We start from the raw sequence: 19,032 nt of genomic DNA on the forward strand, positions 1-19,032 counted from the left end.
GGCACAGGATACCGATGACGGCATAGACGATATGTTCCCACTGCCAATTCAAATCTTGTCGATAATTCGTTGAAGTTCCCGAATGTTTTCTTGGTGGTAAAGCTCCAAGGCCTTTCGCATGATATCGTTGCGCGAGACCTTTTTTTCCAACTTGTAGCTGCATGCGCTGGCCAGTCGCTCATAGTCCTCGAAACAGGTCTTGCTCAATCTAAAGATAAATTGCTCCTTTTTGTCGGTATAATTGTCTTGCTCCAGCAACGTCTCGAAATCCATTACCTTCTTTTGTTCCCTACGGCTTAACTTTGCCAAGGGAAATGTACGTCCCGTGGCCCCATGGGTGTTACCATCTTTAACGTAATCATCGTTTCTTTCGTTTTTCCGGACCGTACTTTTTCCAACTTTTCCGACCGTGCCGTGCCGTTGTTCCCTGAGTCCCTCGACGGCTGACTTGGTATCCGTATTCTCTAGAATGGCCGATTCCAGCAAGTCCTTAACGTTTACTTTTTTGCCCATTTTTAATTTTTTGAAATTTTCATAACCTCTTCCATAAATCGTTTTAGCCCCAGTTCCCCGTTCTCTTTTGTTGCGGGAATAGGAATTAGGGTATTCCGGTATCGCTCCCTGTATACGGTCCGTTCCATGACGACCTGTTCCATCATCGGCATTCCCGCTTTTGCCAGGGTTTTTCTTACCGCATCGAACTTATTGACCTTGACCAGCTCGTAGCGGTTGAAGAACAGGTTGACGGAACGCAGTACCCGATTTTCGTTCCATAGATAGTTCTTCTGCAGTGTTTTGTAGAACACCGCCGTACTGTCGATTTCCAGTTCGTCAAGGAAAAAGGGAATGAAGATATGTTCGACATACAGCAGCCCCCTTACCATTTCCTCGTTAAGGTTTCCGGGGAAATCGACGATGATAAAATCCACGGTACCATAATATTTTTTAATCAACGGTTCCAAGGTCTGGACCGTTGCCCGCTCCACGGGAAATATCGGCATTTCGGTCGAACCTACCTGTCCAAGATCTCGGTTCCTCTTTTTGTACACAGAGTACTGGGGATTGTCCATGTCGATCAATACTACTTTCTTCCCGTACAGGTGGAAAAGGTTGGTGGCCAAGATGATATTCAGGGTCGTCTTGCCACAACCGCCCTTTTCCCCTGTACATGAAATTATTTTTGTTTCCATAAATATACTTTTTAAAACCATAGTATCATATGGCCATATGATACTATGAACATTTGAAACTATATCCCTATATAGCATTGAATATCCATTGCATTATAGGTTGCTATATAGCAATGATTGTATAATGCCATGGACATTGCTATACAGCAATTGAACAAAGCACAGGTAGATTGTTGCGGACAATAATGGGGATATTGAACCTAAATCTTTTTAACGGCAAGAAATTACTTCGAATGCAAAATTTACAAGGACGATTTGAAATCCTTCATGGCCTCTGAAACCCGTTCCTCCAGCTCAAGGTATTTCTCGCGAAGTCCTTCTTGGTAGACCATATTTTCCCCGAGATTACGCTTTTGCACGAACTCGTTATCGGGTAACAAAATCCAAATGGGATTATAGCCCAAACTGTAAAAATAGAGGATGATCTTGATGGAATTGACCATTGAGGAACCGCGCTCCACATTGGCCAAAGTTGTACGGTCCATGTTCAGGTAATCGCTTAGGTTGGTCATCGAAAACTGACTGAACCTTTTGTCCTCGACATCGTCCAATTCCACCAGTTCAAGACGTATTTCCTTTAAGCGTTCCCCGATATACCCCAGATCCTTGGAGTCCAGATTGATGATCGATTCAATGTCCATTATTCAAAATTTTCTATGGGATACGAGGAAAATTCCTCATCAAAATTATACTCCGTCTCTTCCTGCAAAGCTGCCAAACTTTGGGACAGGGACTCATCAAGTTCCTTCCCGAAATCGTCCATGAACTTTTCTACGGCCGCCTCGGAGTTGTCGATTGATCTTGCAATTTCACCATTTATTTTCTTTTCGTCAAATATGGCGCTCTCAAGCTCTTTTCCCGTAACTGCCTTATATTCCTCTTTCACCAGGCTGTCCACTTCATTGATAATCTTGTCAAATTCGGCTTGGGCCACACGGTCCATTTCCGTACGCACCAAAAATTCCTCCACAATATGGGCCAATAACCTTTGCCAATCGGCACCCCTTGCACCCGTATTCAGCAGTTCCAGAATATCCTCCCTAAAATCGAACAGGCGAAGCTCCTTGACCACATCCTTAAAAATTCGGCGTTTGGTACCATTGGTAAATGCATTTTTGGCCGTTTCTTCCAGACGCGTACCATAAAATTCGATGTACCCGATTTCCTTGGTAAACAGGCCCGAGACGTTCTTCGGTAAATCCAGCTCCTCTATGAGCTTCATCTGCGCTTGGAACAGTTCCCCGAAATTCTCCGGCTTGAAATCGTTGACAACGGGCAACTTGTGCTTCATGGCCCTTCGCTTGCCTTCGATGTCGGGGAGCAACTGGCCATAACATTTCTTTTCCTTGATCTGATGTTCGAAGGTGTCGGCCACCAATCCTGCGAAATGCCCAGTGGACATGGACGCGATCTTGCTTCTGGGCAAGAGTTCCATCATCTGTGTGCTCAGGTTGGTACTGACATCGGAGCTGCTCGTGTTCTTTGAGACCTTTTCTTGATGGATCTTTCCGAAAAGCTCGCTCAACCGTTTGGCCGTCTCGCCTTTGGCCGCGCCACAGATAAGGTTCGCACAGTTGTCATAGATGACATCGGCCAGTTCCCGGCCGTAATCCAGGATAAGCTGTCCGACGCTCTGAAGCCCCAAAATGGTAGCGATCTTGTTTTCCCTCCCGGTATCGATTATGGTCCGCAACAACATGATGAACAGGGTGGGTACCTCGTCGATAAGCAATGCCATGTGCCGCTTGCCCGGTTTGTTCACCCGTTTGAGGATGGTGTTCATGTACAGGCCCAAGGGTGCGGAATAGACTTCCTTCCGTTCGGGATTGTTCTGTAGCGACACGATTTTGGGATATCGGGGATCGTTCACCTCCAGACTGAAGTCATTGCCGGACATCACATAGAAGATTTCCTTGGTCGCAATGCTGGAAAGGCTTATCTGGACCGTACTGGTCTGGCCCGACAGTTGTTCCATGGCCTCCTTTTCCAAAGCGTCCCGAAAGGGGACCAATATCTGGCGTACTTCCACGTCCTCGGTCATGATCTCCATCAAAATGTCGATTTTTACCGTGGTCAAAATGGCCAAATGCCCGGGGGTACAGAGATACTTGCCCGTTTCTTCCGATTTTTTCTTGAGGTACCAGATACAGCCCCCTGTATAACTGATGGCACTGCGCGAAAAATAGTCCTGCCGTTTTATCCATTCGGGATTCAGGTTTTTCATAAGGGTCGTGGCCGTATCGATGGCATCGGATTGGTTGACCAGGCCATAGGGATCCATGGGGTTGTTCCGGTGGGTCATCCGGAGGTCGTCAAAACAGATCCGGTACAGTTTAGGAAAGGGCATTTTGGAATCGCTACCTTGCCTTTTTAAGGCTTCCTGTAAATAGCCATAAGCTTTACGGGTCAGCGTATCGAACTTAAAATCGTAGATGACCATGGCGAATTTCTTGTCGATGAACTGGGCCATGATTTCCTCGATAACGGAAAAGGACTTGCCGCTCCCTGGAGTGCCGATGACCAGCAATGCCCTGAAAAGATTGACAAAATTGATCCATCCTTTTCGTTGTTTTCCATGATGGGAATAGGTGTATGGGATATTGGCGGAATAGGGCGTATCGATTCGGTTGCCTGTCTGCTCGAAGGTTTCCTTCGTATCGTTAAAAGGGTCATTTTTAGCCGGGTTCATAAAGTCCAAGAACTGGAATAACCGCATCCCGTAGGTCATCAATCCCAAGTAGGCCAAGGAAAGAAGTACCATAGCGGCCCACATCCCCAATACGAAAATACCATGGCACCACCAAGAAACGAACAACAGGGCCAAGGACACGAGAAAGCCTGCAACATTTTTTTGACGATCCAACTCCTCCTTTTTAACCGGACGGTATATCATAATTCCGCCCATCAGAAGGCCCAACAGGAGCAGTCGGGCGACCAAGCCTTGGGATGGCAGTCCGGAACGAATCAGAAACGAGTACATACTGTCCAAGAATCCGTGATGCCCGTAGTGGTAAACATAAAGGGCATATTGTTCCCCGAATAGAATAATGGCAAAGTGGAAGGCGGAAAGGTACATGCCCATATAGCCCTTGTTCTTATCGTGCATATCCTTTTCTTTTTGGCGGTTTCCCTGGTCTTTTCACGGCGGTATTCAGCATAGGTTCACTGGCGGACAACCGGACTTTTTTTTTATTGAGATCAGTTCCTCGTTCCAATCCTTCGTGGTGGGGGATTTGTCCATTTTTAGCATGCCCTGCGCGAAGCATTGTGAAAGTGCCCCGACCGCCAGACTCCAATAGGTTCTGGAATGTTGGGGAAGAAGAACAATTTTTTCCAGATCCAGTTCCCAGAGCACCTTGTCGCGATAGCAGATGGGCTTTTGTAGGCCGTAGGGCATTCCGTAGGGGGGGCTGGAAATCTGTGCATTGATGTAGTCGGTATCCCGTTCCATGGCAACGACGGATTTGGAGAGATAGTTCAATTTCAAGCGCATCACGGGGCGTTTCCAATCCGTTTCGATAAACACCCCCTTTGACTTTCGATTGATCCAATGGCCCAGGACAATGAGGTCGTAGCGCATCCCTTCGATATCTTGGTCGAAGGCCAAATGAAGGGGGAGCGTATTGGATGGATCTACCTTATGATTCCATTGGAGAAACTGTTCCAGTTTCCGCCCGTCGATATGGCCCGACATGGAGATATAGAATGTTTTTGGGCGACCGTGTAGTTCATGGTAGGCCATGGCATCGAAACCGCTCTCCACACAGACTATTTTTTCCGCGTTGATGTTTGGATTTGAAACGAAAAGGTATTGATAACGCCCGTTGAGGAACAAGCGGAACTTTTTCACCTTTCCGTCCTTGCTGTCCCGATAGGGCCTATTGTAAAGGGTATAGTTCTTGATCTTGCCGTCCACATCGAACTTGGGAAGGGCGATATTGGCGATACGGCCGTTGCTGTCACTGATATGGAAGGCATTAAAAATCCTGCCCTTGAAGGCTTCGGATTTGAGCGTGTTTATGGAGAGCCCGCGAACTTCCGCTAAATAGTTCGGTCGGGTCAGGGGGCCGATACGATAACGCTCTTCCAGTCCAACGTACCTTTTATTCTTTTGCTGCAGCTTGACCGAGGGCGGTTCCGGGTAATCCCGTTGGATAATGTCCAGTCCCTGTTTTATGGCCTCGTAAAAATTGGGGGAGCGATTATGCAGATATTTGAAAAATCGTCCCTTGTCCAAAGAGTCGTTGCGGTTGAAATAGGTCACGGGGTTCCTTCTTGTCTGTAGGACGATGCGTTCCGCCTCCTTTCGGTATTCCTGTGAGCCCGAACTTTTCTTGAGCAGTTGGTAGCCCTGTGCGATCAGATATCCGGAAAAATCTACTTCGCTATCGATCTGGGCGATCAGCCGTTTGTAGTGCCCGGGATTTTCGGAATAGTTCTTCATCTCTATAGAATTCACTAAGCAATTGATATGTATTAATTTATGGTAGTTGGTATTGCCATAATTTGATTAAGTGTCTACCCGCCTGGCCACCTACGGACGGGTTATGGGCTTTCCTATGAACATGGGATTTGTTGGCCGCATTCCATATGGATATGCGAATGCGGGAGGCCTTGTTTTTGTGTATGGTTTGATGAAAAGTAGGCCGTCCATTACGGACGGCCCATAGAGGGGTCAACCGGTCAAACCTTTATACCCCGGCTCCGCGACTTTTTTTTTTCATCGGGATTTACCTCAAGCTTTTTGGCTTTTTCCAAATCGATATTTTTGGTGATAAAAGTTTCCCTACGCGGGGAATAGGACACCAAATAGGGTTTGGTTCCGTGGACCTTGCTCTTGATCTCCATTTCGAGTTCTTGGCCCCTGTTGAGCGCGTCGGCCTGTTTTACAGTCAACTTTGCCCCATAAAAATAGGTGTTCGGGGAAAGAGCCGCTTTGGTACGGATGTCCCGTACCTTGGGTTCGTAATAGGCCAGCTTTTGGAACACTTCCCCATCGTTGGTGCTTCCCTGAAAGAGGACGAATTCCTTTTTGTGCGCCATCCGATCGTATTCATCGGCACTGAAACTATGGTTATAGGCCCATGCCTTGTCCAGCGTTACCATTTCATTTCTCCGGTACTGGACATCCAATCTGGAACCTAGGTTCCTGTCATAGACCATCTGCACCATCTTGGCACTTTCCTTAAGCTCTCCCTCCGAGATATAGGTGGACTCGTGGAAGTGTTCCTTCCCCTCGGTCAGATTGTTGCGTACGCTTTGGGAAAGTTTTTCATAACTGATGTACTGTCCCTCCAATTGTTCCCTTACATCCCCATAGGCGAATTTCTGCTCTTTGGATTTAATGGGTTCAAAGTACTTCTCGTTTTTCGGAAGTTTGAACGACTGTCCGTCATTGGTCATTACGGATACCTTTCCGTCTTTTTCTCCGACCACGGTCGCCCGTTGCCATCGTTGGTTCACTTTTACGAAAACCTGCTCTGCTTGTTTTTCCATTTTTCAAGTTTTAAATTAAGGATTAATAAACAATTGTTAACTTTGTAATTCTGGATATGACATTTCCATTTTTCATGTCCGGAATTAAGGATTGAAGGGGGCGGGAGCGCCCCCTTTATTTATACGGCCATCTTAAAGGCCTTTAACATTCCAGTTCCACTGTAGACCCCGTTCGCTGCGAACTCCAACGTCCAATTGGCATGTACGGGTTTAACGATCTCTATGGTCCTGTCCATATAGTTTCGGTAATAACTCCAGAGAAAATAGCGAAGTGCGTTGACCTCAAAGGGAATACGGCACGATACCCATTGCTTTTCCCTGGTGAGCACGATACTCTTCCGGTTCAGAAGGGATTGGTCAGGAACCTTATTGTATTTGATATATTCCTTTGTCAGGCTACCGTTGTATTTTATTACCTCATTGTGCAGCTTTGCCAATGGCTTCTGCCCTTCGGGGTCGAACCGGATTGCCAAGTGGTCTTGGGCCACCCGGAATAAAAAGCGCGAATCGTTGATATAGGAAATAAGCATCAGATCATGGATATAGCCCTCGATTTTGGAGGAACCGGTAAAACTGAGTACCATTTTTTTCAGTTTGGTACGCTTTAAAATCTGCACCAGTAATTTTGAGGTCTCGTAATTGATGTCGGAGAGCGTGAGATAGACCACATCCTCCAATTGGAACCTTCGATGAAAGGCCATGGCTTCCATGGGGTTGCGGAGTACCACCAAATGCTTGATGGTATCGGGCACCTTACTGAACCAAACGGATTTGGAAATATCGCTTTCCGCTATCAGGGAAAGCTTCCCATCCTTGTCCATGGCATATCCCGTGACGGTATTGGCCAGGTTTCGATAGGGGAAATACAATCGGCCTTCCGGATTTTCGTAGATGCGATCTTGGAAAATGTCGGAACCTATGCCCGCTATGCTTTTCGGCCTTAAAGTAAGCTCCTCGGCAAACAATTCAAAATGGTTGAAACCGATGTCAACCAGTTCAAGAGAATTTTTGGAAGCGTTATTTAGAAGGAATTCCGGTTTTTTTTCAAGTTGCACATAGAAATCCTCGATTTTGGTCCATAGACCCGTTCTTGCTTCCGCATCCGTTCGGGAAAGCCGTTCCAATATAAAGTCAAAGGAGGTACCTTTTGTTTGGGGTTCGCTTGGCCTGTAATAGCGATATCCAAGGTCGGTCTTGATAACGATATAATGCTCCTTTCCCATGTTGTAGCCTATAAACGTATTCGTCTTACGCTGGAGGACAAATCCAAAATAATCTAGTAAGACCGGTAAATCCAGCGTTGCATCAAATTTTCTCCAGGTGTTGTTCATATTTGTAAAAATTGCATATATTTGTAATAATCACTACAAATATAAGTAAAATTTGCAATTGACAAAATTTTGTGCAACAACCTTTACAAATAAACTATGATCCATGAGCGTTGGGAGGAACATTAAAAAATCAGTAGTCGGTTGGATAAGGGGATGTGCCCGAAAGGTGGGCGACGTGACCAATTCGAGGGACAACGGTCATTTTACCCCACAGAACAGTAGTTACTGGATTTTTGTCGGGGTGTTCTTTCTTTGCATCACCGCCAATCGATTTTTTTACGATAACCCTCAAAAGCCGGAAGACCTTGGAATCCTAACAAGGCAAATAAGCCGACCCGTGACCGAGGCATCAAGGGAAGACCTGATCTATCAACGGCTCAATGACCTATTGCGCGATTTGGAAAATTTCGAACAAATGGACCGATTGAAACCATTTTTGCCCTTGCGCCCGGAAATCTTGGACAGCCTACCTTCGGCGGTTCCCCTGTTCCGGGAACACTATGTGCTGTCAAGTTCCTATGGTAACCGTCACCATCCCATCCATCAGGTTACAAAAAAACACTTCGGCATCGATCTGGCGGCCGAGAAGGGTACACCGATCTATTGTACCGCTGCCGGCAGGGTGGCCCATATCGAAAATGATCCCAATGGTCATGGTCTTCACATCATCATTTCACATGCCTATGGTTTCAGTAGCCTGTACGGGCATATGGAATCCGTGGCGGTCGAACTCGGGGAAGTACTCGATGCCCATGATTTTATTGGAACCGTTGGGAATACGGGGATTTCCACTGGACCCCATTTGCACTACGAGGTCATCAAGGACGGAAAGAGGGTAAATCCCGCATCTTCCTTCAATATAAAGTATGAGGCGTATTCCAATTTAAAAATCGATTGAACCGATAGCCATGAAATCGTATCTCACTATTCGCAATTCCATTAAACTCTTCCACAGGATCAAAAATTTTGTGTCCCAATTTTTGGACCCCGACTTCAGTGCATTTAAAAAATTTGAATTTAAGGCCGTTCCGACCGATCAATTGAACGACCTCAGAAAGTTGCGATATGTCCGTGATCTCAAATTGGCCGAATCGGGTTTTATCAATACGGCATTGAAAGAGCAGTTGGCCCTTTTAAAAAGTAAAGACCAGCTGTTCCAAAAAGACCGGAATATTACCCCTATAGGTCGCATATCCATCCATGAAAACGAAAATAAGTTGATGAAACTGTTATTGGGGTATCATAGGGTAGAGAATAGGACTTATATATCCTTTACCCATGTGAACAATTGTCCGGTCTGGCGCAACTATTCCATTTCGCTATTAAAGGAAAGGGTTCAACACCTGTATCCTTCCAGATCCGATCATTTGTTTATGAAGCACAGGTATTTCCAAAGGGATGTCGACCATTTGGATATGCAGACCAAAAACAGGCTGCTCCACCTTTTCAACGATACTTTAAGTAATATTTACTCATACAATCGGCATCTACAAAATGGCATCCAAACTCTAGGGCCGCCTGGCGATAAACTACCCAAATTTTCCAAAACGTTGCCTATTCAGGTCGAACAAGGTTTGGAGGGACTTTTCGTTCCAGCAACCCTAGGAAAAAACGTTGTCGTACTGGTGCCCTATCTAAAAGTCGCCAATGAAAAAAATCGCCTATATCTCTCGGTAGGCGAATTCCGCACATTACTTGGACAAAAATCAATAACCTTTTTGGCCGAGACCAAATACGGCGTTTCCCTAGGCATTCATGGGAACAGATTATTCCTAAAGGCTACGGACAGTGTGGAAGGTATCGATGTTTTAAAGCAATGGACATTGCTGGATGATTTTTTGGAATCCAAAAACGTCCCGAAACGGTTAAAGTACGAGGTCGTCAAAAACCTTATTGAGAAGAAGGACTATCTCATAGATGTGGACAAGATTCCCTTGCGGCAGACCAACGATACCCTACTGCTAAAAAAGCATTACGGTTCGGGCAAAACCTATTTTGCGTTGACTAAAAACGGCAAGAAACCAGAACTCAAGGAATATAGGCCCATTGCCAATCTAAAAAGCAAACATCCCGAATACTACCGTGGCTACAGGGAATATATGAACCGTACCAATCCCTTGGAACCATTGGGGACTAAAGAAAAAAGAAGAATTAAATTTTCCATTTGACACCATGCTTTTTGAGATAACGATTTTGGACACAACTGGACGCCCCTTACTACGGGATGCTTTCCTTATGGACAGTATTACCACGTTGTTGGATTTTACATCAGAAATATTACAACCATGGAGCGAAAGTGCTGAGCAGCAGGCCTATGAACTATTCATCCACTCCGAAAAGGGGCGACACGTTTTCTATCACTTCGATTCACTTGAAGGCGTGATGCTGTTCAAGAACGCCTTGTACGAACACCTTATCGAATTGAACGAAACTCTGCGTCCAAATATTGAAAACGCGAAAGATTTTACACTGTCAAACAAACCTTAAAAAATACAATCTATGACACAGGCAGAACTATTGCTTACCTCGGAAACCCAAAAATTCCGGGCCGAACATCCGGAAACGATCAAGGACTGGGAGCGTCAGCTTGCCAATGGGGAATGTGGTCCCGACCTTCATTTTTGTTTTTACGCGTTGGAGGCTTATCCGAACCTGACCGCCCGTTTGGATGCTGCGGAATACCGTTTTGATTTTGCCATCAATGCCTATATCCTGCACGCCAAATTACAGGGACAGTTTCTTGAGGACGGCCACATTGGGCCCCTTGCGCTGGAGCATGCCAATGAAGCCCTGTCGGATATCTATCGGGCCTTGAACGAAAAACACGCCGAGGGCAGGGCGGCCATCCTGAAATCGCTTCAATAGTCCGGGATGAAACAGGAACATTTGGCCCAGATCGTTGCCTTGATAAAGGCATCGAATCCCAAGAACTATTATATCAACAATTCCGGACTTGCCAAGTTGGGGGAGCTGTTGTTCTATCCCGCCTCCGGAAATGAAGAGCAAGGGAAACAGTTATTGCGGACGATTGAACAGGCTTTTCCAGAAACCTTTAAGGAAATTCTGGATTCGTTGCGGCGGTACCATCTGACCAGTTACTACACGCCCAAGACCATCATCGAATTTAAGATCGGTCTTCTAAAGAAAAATGGGTTTGAACCCAAGACCATACTGGAACCCTCGGCTGGCAATGGGGCCTATGTACAGGAATTAAAAAAGGTGTTCCCCGAAGCCCATATCACAGCTTTGGAACCTGATATCCTATCCTTTGAGATCCTTAAGGCCAATAACCAAAAAGACGACCGTGTAACCGTACTGAACACCACTTTTGAGGATTTTTTTCTGGATCAGGTGGAAAAGGCCCGTTTCGATTTGGTCATGACCAATATCCCATTTGGCGACATTCCCATCACCAAGGCGTATCGACACGATTACCTGACGGAAGGCCCGCTCAAAAACGTGGGCAATTATTTTAATTTTTATGCCCCTAAGATGGTACGCTATGGTGGGATCATGGCTTTGGTTACCTCTTCCGCCTTTGCCGAGCGAAGTGCCTACAATGGTTTTAGGGAGTCTATATTATTGGAGAACGACTTGCTCCTGGCCAACCGTTTCAACACGGACTTGTTCACCAACGAGGGCACCAAGGTCGTATCCGATCTATTGGTGTACCGTAGGACTTCCAACAAAAAAACGCTATCCACCGACGAAATGGATTTTGCGGAAACCGAAGCCGTTGAACTGGAAGGTCAATCCTTTCTGACCAATCGTTTTTTCAAGAACAATCCGGGAAATGTTCACGGTACGCCCAAGCTCGGCTTTTTCCACAACAGGCCAAGCATTATTGTTGAACCTAACGAAATATCCCTGTCGAATTTTCTGGAAGGACAATCCGATGGTTTCAAGTTCGAGGTCGGTCCGGCACCTTTAGATATACCGAAAAAACCGGAACCCTTGCCAAAGGAGGCCATAGCCGAGGAACAAACGGCAGCACCACCAACGCCTCCTATCGTCGATACGGTTTTACCTCCGATTGCCTTGCACGATAAAGAAGCCAAACAATACTCCCGGTTGTTTTTTGGTACCTACAATTTTAACAAGAAGGGCGAAGTTTTGTTTTACACCGACCCACAGAGCACAAGAAAGGTACCCCATAAAATCAGAGAATTGGTGGCGGACTATGCCCGTATGCGGAACGAGCTCGTACTGCTCAACCTCAATATCGAAAAAAGGGAACTTCCAGAGCAAGAAGTTGCCAGACGCTTCCAGGACTTGGACTACCAATTGGACACCTTCCATTTTAAGTGGGGATTCCTAAAGGGGCATCTCATATTTCTGAAGGACGACCATTATTTCGAGCAGGTCCGCCAACAGTTTGAGAAAAAGGAGGATGGAAAGGGTTATGGCAAAAATCCGTCGTTCACCCTGGAACGATTTCTAAAGGCTCCCCGCGCCAAAACCAAACCCGATGAAACCGCTTCTGCTGAAATTGGCACAGATACATCCGACTCAAAGGAACCCAGATTCGAGAATCCCGAACAAATGGCGCGCTACCAATTTGACCATAACGGACAGATCGATATAGCAGCCATCACAAGAGCCTTTAAGACCAACGAAAAGGAACTGTTGCTGAACGGGCTGGAAACCCGCTCCCTTTTTCTAGAGCCCGATAGGGAATCCGAAACGGGCTATGCAGTGGTGCCCTATTTCCTATTTTCGAGTGGCTATATCCAGGATAAGATCGAGTATGTCGGGAACCATCCTCCACCATTTGAAATCGAAACGGAAAAAATGGAACGGGCATTGACGGAACTGCTTCCCGCAAAGTTGGACCTGAACGATATCGAGTTCAATTTCGAAAGCCATTTTATTCCTATTTCCGCAAAGGAGTCCTTTTTGGAGGAACTCATAGGCGAGAAGGTACAGATCAATATGGCGCAGTTCAACTCCACCTTGACCTTGATGTTCCCAAGGGACTTTAACCAAGAGGCCCACGAACGATTCAGTGTGGTGCTCCGCCATGAGGTCAAGGCGAACTATAAACGGATATTGCAACATTTTGCGGAAAATAGGTATCCGGTCATTTTCACTTCGTACAAGGACCGATCGGGAAAGACCATCAGGAAACTGGACAAGGATGCCACCTTGATGGCCCAAAACCTTTACGAGGAACTGCAGCTCCATTTCAAATCCTTTATCGAGGGGCGGCAAGAGTTGAAGGCCACCATTGAGAACAACTATTATCAGGCCTTTTTGGCCGATGTCAATATCACCGTGCCCAAGGGATGGCTCACCTTTCCCGATACCTTGGTCTACCCGCCCTATCAACACCAGATCGATTCCACCCTCTTCGGGCTTACCAAAGGGAGTGCCCTGAACGATCATCAGGTCGGCAAGGGCAAGACCCTCTCCATGGCGATGCTGGCCCATAAACTGAAACAACATGGGAAGAGCAAAAGAACTTTGCTATTGACCTTAAAAAGCGTAGCCCCCCAGATCGAGGCCGAGATCAGGGCCAATTTTCCCCAACTGAACATCCTCCGATTAAGTTCGAAGAACATGGCCAAGGGCAAAAGGGCCAAGACCTTGAAAACGATTAAAAACCACAGGGCCATTGACCTGATCATCGCCGAGCACGGCCATTTAAAGCAGATTCCCAAATCAAGACATTTCGTCCTGCATATCCTCGGGGAAAAAATCGATATGATCGAACAGGACTTACAAACGGCAAGGGAATACGGAAATATCAAGGAATCCAAGAAACTGATTAAGGGCCTTATCAAAAGAAAGGAACATTTGGAGGATAAGTTGCAGGCGACCTTAAAAAAATTGGAGGAACGGTCCGGGGAATCGGAGACAACACTGACCGATCTGGGCATCGAGGCCCTGATGATCGACGAGGCCCATTATTTCAAGAACATCGGCTTCACGACCCGGCACCAGAACGTATCCGGCCTCAACAACCATTCGGACAGTCAAAGGAACCTGGACCTCGAAATCAGCATAAAATCCATCCACCACAGGATGGGTCCCGACAAAAACATCTTTTTTTATAGCGGCACCCCTCTAAAAAACTCGGTTACCGAACTGTATGCCTACCAGCGCTATCTTACCCCTGCGGCACTGAAGCGCAAGAACATCTTCAATTTCGATGCCTGGGCCTCGATTTTCCTGAAGCAGAGCGTAAGCATCGAACCGAACATTTTCGGGGATCCGAGGATGCATGCGCGATTTCGATACTATACCAATCTGCCCGAATTGAGCAAGATGTACAACTCCTTTACCCATATCTGTAGGGACAAACATTTCAAGACCCATGACCTTGAAGTGGACAGGGAATTTATCATTTTAGAGTCGACACCGGCCTATGAAGAACTCAAACAGGCCTCGCTCAGGTTTACAAAGGATCGCAACCAAAATGCCCTGTTCAAGGTTCCCATTTACAACGCAGACCAAATGAAGTCCGCACACATAACGGCACTTAATATCAACCGGTCCCTTTTGATCGACCCTTTGGCAAAGGACAATCTCGCCATCGATTTTTCGGAACTCGACCAGTTCAAACTCCAGCGTCTATGCCGGGATGTCGCCGGGCTTTATAAAAAAACAGCGGAGCACAAAGGGGTGTGCTTGGTGTTCTCCGACCTGAACGTTTGGAAACCTGGACAATACAACTCCTATGAAACGGTCCGCGAAATCCTTCGGGAAGACTATGGCATTCCAGCCCATGAAATTGCCTTGGCCCAAGAGGAAAAGGCGAAGAACAAAACGGATTTCATGCAAGAAAAGATACGAAATGGAGAGATTAGGGTGGCACTCGGTAGTACACAGGTATTGGGTACGGGCACGAATATCCAAAAACGGGTCGTAGGCATCTTCCATATGGACATTCCCTATTCCCCAGATGCCTTCGACCAACGTGCCGGACGGGGCCTGCGCAAGGGAAATGAAGTGGCCCAAATCTATGGCAATACGGTGGTGGAGCGATTTTACGGCATCAAGGATTCCACGGACATCTTTTCCTATTCGTTGAATACCCATAAAGAAAGATTTCGGGAACAGATCAGGGAGGCCGATCCGAACAAGCGCATTTATGACGACCTCGTTCCCGATGACAAGAGCCTGTCCTATGAACAGATGCAGGCCGCGTTGATTGGGGATATGGACCAGTTTCAACTCGTCAAGCTTTCGGATGACCTAAAGTTTCTACAATCGCAAAAGCGGTTGCACGAGCTCAACAAGGCCAATTCCTTCAAAGCCATCGAGCGCATCGAAAAGGAAAACAAACATATTGTTTCCCAAGTGGCCGATTTGGAGAGGGCGCAAAATACGATCAGCCAGCTGAACCTGCCCATGGATGAAATCGAACCCGAGGACATGGGCCAGTTGCAAAGAAGTTTGCTAGGTCTCGTTTCGGGTTCCGAACTCGAATCGAGTGTCCATAACATAAGGGAACCCAAAACATTTTTCAAAGGATTGGGCCTGGCGATGGTCGAACGGTCGAATTTGAACCTGAACATACAAAAGCACAAGCAAGTTGCCCGCTTGCAAACCCTGAACGCCAATTTGGTCTTTCAAGCGGAATATGTTCCCTCAAACAACAATTATCTCTATTGCTATCGGCTGGAGTTCAGGAATTTCCATATCGTTGGCAGAAAACAGCAGCGGTTCGACCCGGAAAAAGTCGCCCTTCAACTTTTCAAACTATGTCAAAAGATACAGCGGGAAATCAGATCCAAAAAATTCGATCTGGACTATAACCTACGTTCGATGGAAACCCATAGAAAGAAAACGGCCATTGGCTTCCCTCGGGAAAAGACGGCCAAAATGCAGGTATTAAGACAGGATATCAAAGACCTCAAACGAAAAAGGGCGGTGAAGGTCTGATCCTGCGCAAAACCTAATATTGCAAATCCAATATCTCGCCGACAATAAATGAGCGGCTATTTTAGAAGTTGCAACTAGCGACTATATTAGAGTACTGAGGTTGAAGTTGAACCGAAATTAATCTGAATTGGGTTGGTTGGTGGTAAGACCAACACTTTTTTCTATTTTCCTTTCAGTGTAATTTTTTTCAGCATATCAATTCAGTTTCGTTTCGTCCGTTGGCATTAGATATAATATTTAAATGCTAAAGGCGGTGTTTTTATGTCAGTACTCGCAGTAAGTATTTCTCCAATCTTGTCCGCAAATCTTAACGTTACAGGTTCACCATCTGCAAAAATGCAGGCATTATAATTCAATTTAGTTAAAGATAAAATATCCTTTAAAACTTGTTTTATATCTGCTTCTCCTTTATTTATTTCTATAAATAAAGGATTAGGAACCTCCATTGATAATGCAGTTTGTATTTTAGGAACATAGCCCACAGTCCATAGAAAGGCACTTCTCTCGTTAACTACATATGCATTTCCTCTTAAAATTGTATAATCTCCCTCAGTTTTGTATAATTTGAGTGGTTTTGTTTTTGAAATGGTTACTCCGACAAGATTAGTTTCTTTTGGTGTCACTTCTAAAAATGCATCCCATTCTTGATGATTAAACCTTGTTTTTGCGTGAATGAATACCTCTTTAGGATATTCTCCAATCTGTTCTTTATAGGATTGTAAGGATTGACTTAACAGAGCCTTCGCTTCTTTAGGTTCTAAATGATACTGTCCATTTTTAGGATTGTACCAAGGTCCAACTTCTCCTTTAAAAACCGTACCATCTCCATTATCTAAAAACATTTGAGCTGCACAACAAGCATTTCTTGGGTTTTTACTTTTTTCAACTTTTTTATAAACTAAACCAAGATAGCATACTCCATTTCGGACATCAGATAATTTCCAAGGTTTACCTCCAGCTTTGTAAAACGCAGCTGTTGAAATTGTCCAAGCCAAATGCCCTTCAATTTTAGAAAAATCTCTAATTGGCAGACCAAATGCATTTTTGAAATCGCGCCAAGCCAACGTACTTTCTCTAAAAATTTGTGTTGGTATGGTGTGTTTTAATAATCTTGCCTTAAATTGGTCGTGAAACTGTGCGTCATAATTATAAGTTTCAGCCTCTTTTTCTTGTTCTTTTAATTCTATGTTGATATCTGGGAATAGTGATGGTTCATACCTGAAAGATTTTGCTTTTGATTTAGACATTAGTGCCTTAGTCTGAACCATTTCTTTGGGAAGTACTGAATTTGGTCTGCAATATTTATAAATTTCATCTGGAACAATGACGAACCATACATCGACATTTTCATCTTCATTTTTATTAGCAGAAATGATCTTGTCTATAAAAAGGGAAACTAAGTCGTAAGTTCGCTTATGCGTACTGCTATTGTAAAGAAATTTACCAATATCTTCATTTGTAACTTCTTTAAATGTGATTCCTGTGGATTCCCATTTACAATCGAAAACAGCTTCAAAACCGGGAAACATCGGTCTAGTAATACTGTTACTATTATAGATTGGTTTTTGTATGTGGTCTAAATAATCTCTAAATATTTTCAGTCCTTGTTTAGTACCAATAACGCCACTCTTAATGCCATAAAGATTATTTAATGGACCAAATAAGGCAAGTCCATCTCTGGCGTCAGTACATTTTTGACCGTGTGCAAATAGTATTTTTGGTTCTTCGATGTATATAAGTTCTTTCATTCAGCTTCTAAATTTTCAATCAACTCTTCCAGCTCCTCGATATCTTCGCCTTGGTTAAAGCCCGATAATTCAGCTTCTTCTTCAAGAGTATTTTTTTCAGGAATATTATAGCTTACGTTACCTTTAAATTTTACTGGTTCATTGGATACAAAAACTTTCTCTTCACTACCCATTTCTAAATAAAAGGAAGTGTCATCGTCGGATAAATATTTAATAAATGCCAATAGTTTGGTTCTCCAAGTATTATTCCACCAGTTTTTACCTTGTCTTCTTCTTGATGAATGTTGAACGCTTGAAGAGTCAATCAATTTTTTTCCGTCTGCCGTAAAAAATATGTGTGATGAAATCATTAATACAGGAAAGGGATAAAGTTTTGAAGCTCCAGAAATTGCGAAATGCCAATTTTTATCTTTTTGCTTTCCGACTAACATGGTTTTCTCAAATTTGTCTTTTTCTAACTTACCTTTTTCGAGCCAATATGCGGTTTTATTAGACATTTCATATTCTTGAACTTCTTTATCTTTCATCCTTAATTCAAATGCTTTATTAAGAAGTTGTACTATTAGCCTTTTACATTCTGCATTTCTAATAAAATTAGAATCATAACTTCCTGATAAAATTTCCTCTGTTGGTATCCTAATTGTTTTGCTCTTATGATATGTTTCTGTTTTAGGTAAATGATATGTAAAGTCGTAGGCCCAAGCGAACGTACAGAGATAATTTTTGTAACGAACAGCAGGAAACGTCAGTTCTCTTACGTCAAATCTTTTAGGAAGCATCCAATTGTATTCGTGAAATCTTAACTCTTCAGGAAAGGACAATATCGAAAGCCAATTTGAGTCATAAATTTCTTCTTTTTCAATTACACTTTTATCGTGCAGAAAAATTTGTTGATAAAGTAAATTACTTTTTGAAGCGTCAGCAACTTCTTTTGGAACTTTTTGTTTTTCGAACGCTTCTAATATATCTTTCAAACCTCTTGCCCAAGACATTTTAAAATCGATAGCGTTAAGCCTAACAATATCAATATTAATATCATCGTAAGATAGTTGTTCATCAATTGCTAATGGAATAATGAACTTATCATCTTTCAGTTGCTTTTTTACTTTTGCTGCAACTGCTAATTCTTTAAGAACACCTTCGCGTTGATTTGAATAAGATGATGAAACAAGTAAAAATTTACAGGTATCTTCTCTTATAACTTTTTCGATATTGCTCCAGAAATCAACCCCTTTATCTAAAAAAAGAATGTCACACCAAACTTCGTATCCTAATCCAATTAGTTTTAACGCTAACCATCTAGTAAAATCATTGTCATCGGGTGTTGCGTGACTTATAAATATTTTATTTCTCATTCGCTAAATTGTCGTTTGCAGTAAC

Annotated in this window: 14 protein-coding genes; 5 read left to right on the top strand and 9 right to left on the bottom strand. The window is 44.3% G+C overall.

The features are described 5' to 3' along the window. Positions 1-48: 48 nt before the first annotated feature. From DN53_RS09905 to DN53_RS09935, 7 genes are all read right to left on the bottom strand, one after another. Complete coding sequence (locus DN53_RS09905) at positions 49-513, bottom strand: hypothetical protein (protein WP_109649943.1); 465 nt, start codon at positions 511-513, stop codon at positions 49-51. 2 nt (positions 514-515) lie between these two features. After that, on the bottom strand, positions 516-1,190 hold the full coding sequence (locus DN53_RS09910) for a ParA family protein (protein WP_165357353.1): 675 nt from the start codon (positions 1,188-1,190) through the stop codon (positions 516-518). Positions 1,191-1,432: 242 nt separating this feature from the next. Then, complete coding sequence (locus DN53_RS09915; RefSeq protein ID WP_109649945.1) at positions 1,433-1,831, bottom strand: hypothetical protein; 399 nt, start codon at positions 1,829-1,831, stop codon at positions 1,433-1,435. Continuing rightward, positions 1,831-4,296, bottom strand: coding sequence for a type IV secretory system conjugative DNA transfer family protein (locus tag DN53_RS09920; protein ID WP_109649946.1), 2,466 nt, complete (start codon positions 4,294-4,296; stop codon positions 1,831-1,833). Before DN53_RS09920 ends, DN53_RS09915 begins: the two co-directional genes overlap by 1 nt. A gap of 45 nt (positions 4,297-4,341) precedes the next feature. Next, on the bottom strand, positions 4,342-5,634 hold the full coding sequence (locus DN53_RS09925; protein WP_109649947.1) for a toprim domain-containing protein: 1,293 nt from the start codon (positions 5,632-5,634) through the stop codon (positions 4,342-4,344). 239 nt (positions 5,635-5,873) lie between these two features. Continuing rightward, positions 5,874-6,686 carry a hypothetical protein gene (locus tag DN53_RS09930; RefSeq protein ID WP_109649948.1) on the bottom strand — a complete coding sequence of 271 codons (813 nt, stop codon included), beginning with the start codon at positions 6,684-6,686 and terminating at the stop codon, positions 5,874-5,876. Positions 6,687-6,805: 119 nt separating this feature from the next. Then, complete coding sequence (locus DN53_RS09935) at positions 6,806-8,017, bottom strand: hypothetical protein (RefSeq protein ID WP_109649949.1); 1,212 nt, start codon at positions 8,015-8,017, stop codon at positions 6,806-6,808. A 103-nt stretch (positions 8,018-8,120) separates the two neighbouring features. Here DN53_RS09935 and DN53_RS09940 point away from each other — a divergent pair, with 103 nt between their 5' ends. From DN53_RS09940 to DN53_RS09960, 5 genes are read left to right on the top strand one after another with little or no spacing between them, the layout of a single operon-like run. Continuing rightward, positions 8,121-8,915: a M23 family metallopeptidase gene (locus tag DN53_RS09940; RefSeq protein WP_109649950.1), complete on the top strand. Its 795-nt coding sequence runs from the start codon at positions 8,121-8,123 to the stop codon at positions 8,913-8,915. 10 nt (positions 8,916-8,925) lie between these two features. Next, positions 8,926-10,185, top strand: coding sequence for a hypothetical protein (locus DN53_RS09945; protein WP_109649951.1), 1,260 nt, complete (start codon positions 8,926-8,928; stop codon positions 10,183-10,185). Between the two features lie 25 nt (positions 10,186-10,210). Continuing rightward, positions 10,211-10,504, top strand: a complete 294-nt coding sequence (locus DN53_RS09950; RefSeq protein ID WP_129654153.1) for a hypothetical protein — start codon at positions 10,211-10,213, stop codon at positions 10,502-10,504. A 12-nt stretch (positions 10,505-10,516) separates the two neighbouring features. Next, positions 10,517-10,882 carry a hypothetical protein gene (locus DN53_RS09955; protein WP_109649953.1) on the top strand — a complete coding sequence of 122 codons (366 nt, stop codon included), beginning with the start codon at positions 10,517-10,519 and terminating at the stop codon, positions 10,880-10,882. A gap of 6 nt (positions 10,883-10,888) precedes the next feature. Next, a complete protein-coding gene (locus tag DN53_RS09960) occupies positions 10,889-15,904 on the top strand; it encodes a helicase-related protein (protein ID WP_109649954.1) in 5,016 nt (1,671 codons plus the stop codon). Positions 15,905-16,128: 224 nt separating this feature from the next. Here the strand turns inward: DN53_RS09960 and DN53_RS09965 are convergent, their stop codons facing one another. Both DN53_RS09965 and DN53_RS09970 read right to left on the bottom strand, forming a co-directional pair. Beyond that, complete coding sequence (locus DN53_RS09965) at positions 16,129-17,652, bottom strand: argonaute/piwi family protein (RefSeq protein ID WP_109649955.1); 1,524 nt, start codon at positions 17,650-17,652, stop codon at positions 16,129-16,131. Further along, complete coding sequence (locus tag DN53_RS09970; RefSeq protein ID WP_109649956.1) at positions 17,649-19,007, bottom strand: toll/interleukin-1 receptor domain-containing protein; 1,359 nt, start codon at positions 19,005-19,007, stop codon at positions 17,649-17,651. Before DN53_RS09970 ends, DN53_RS09965 begins: the two co-directional genes overlap by 4 nt. Positions 19,008-19,032 lie beyond the last annotated feature (25 nt).

This window comes from Flagellimonas olearia (assembly GCF_004150225.1).
GTDB lineage: Bacteria > Bacteroidota > Bacteroidia > Flavobacteriales > Flavobacteriaceae > Flagellimonas > Flagellimonas olearia.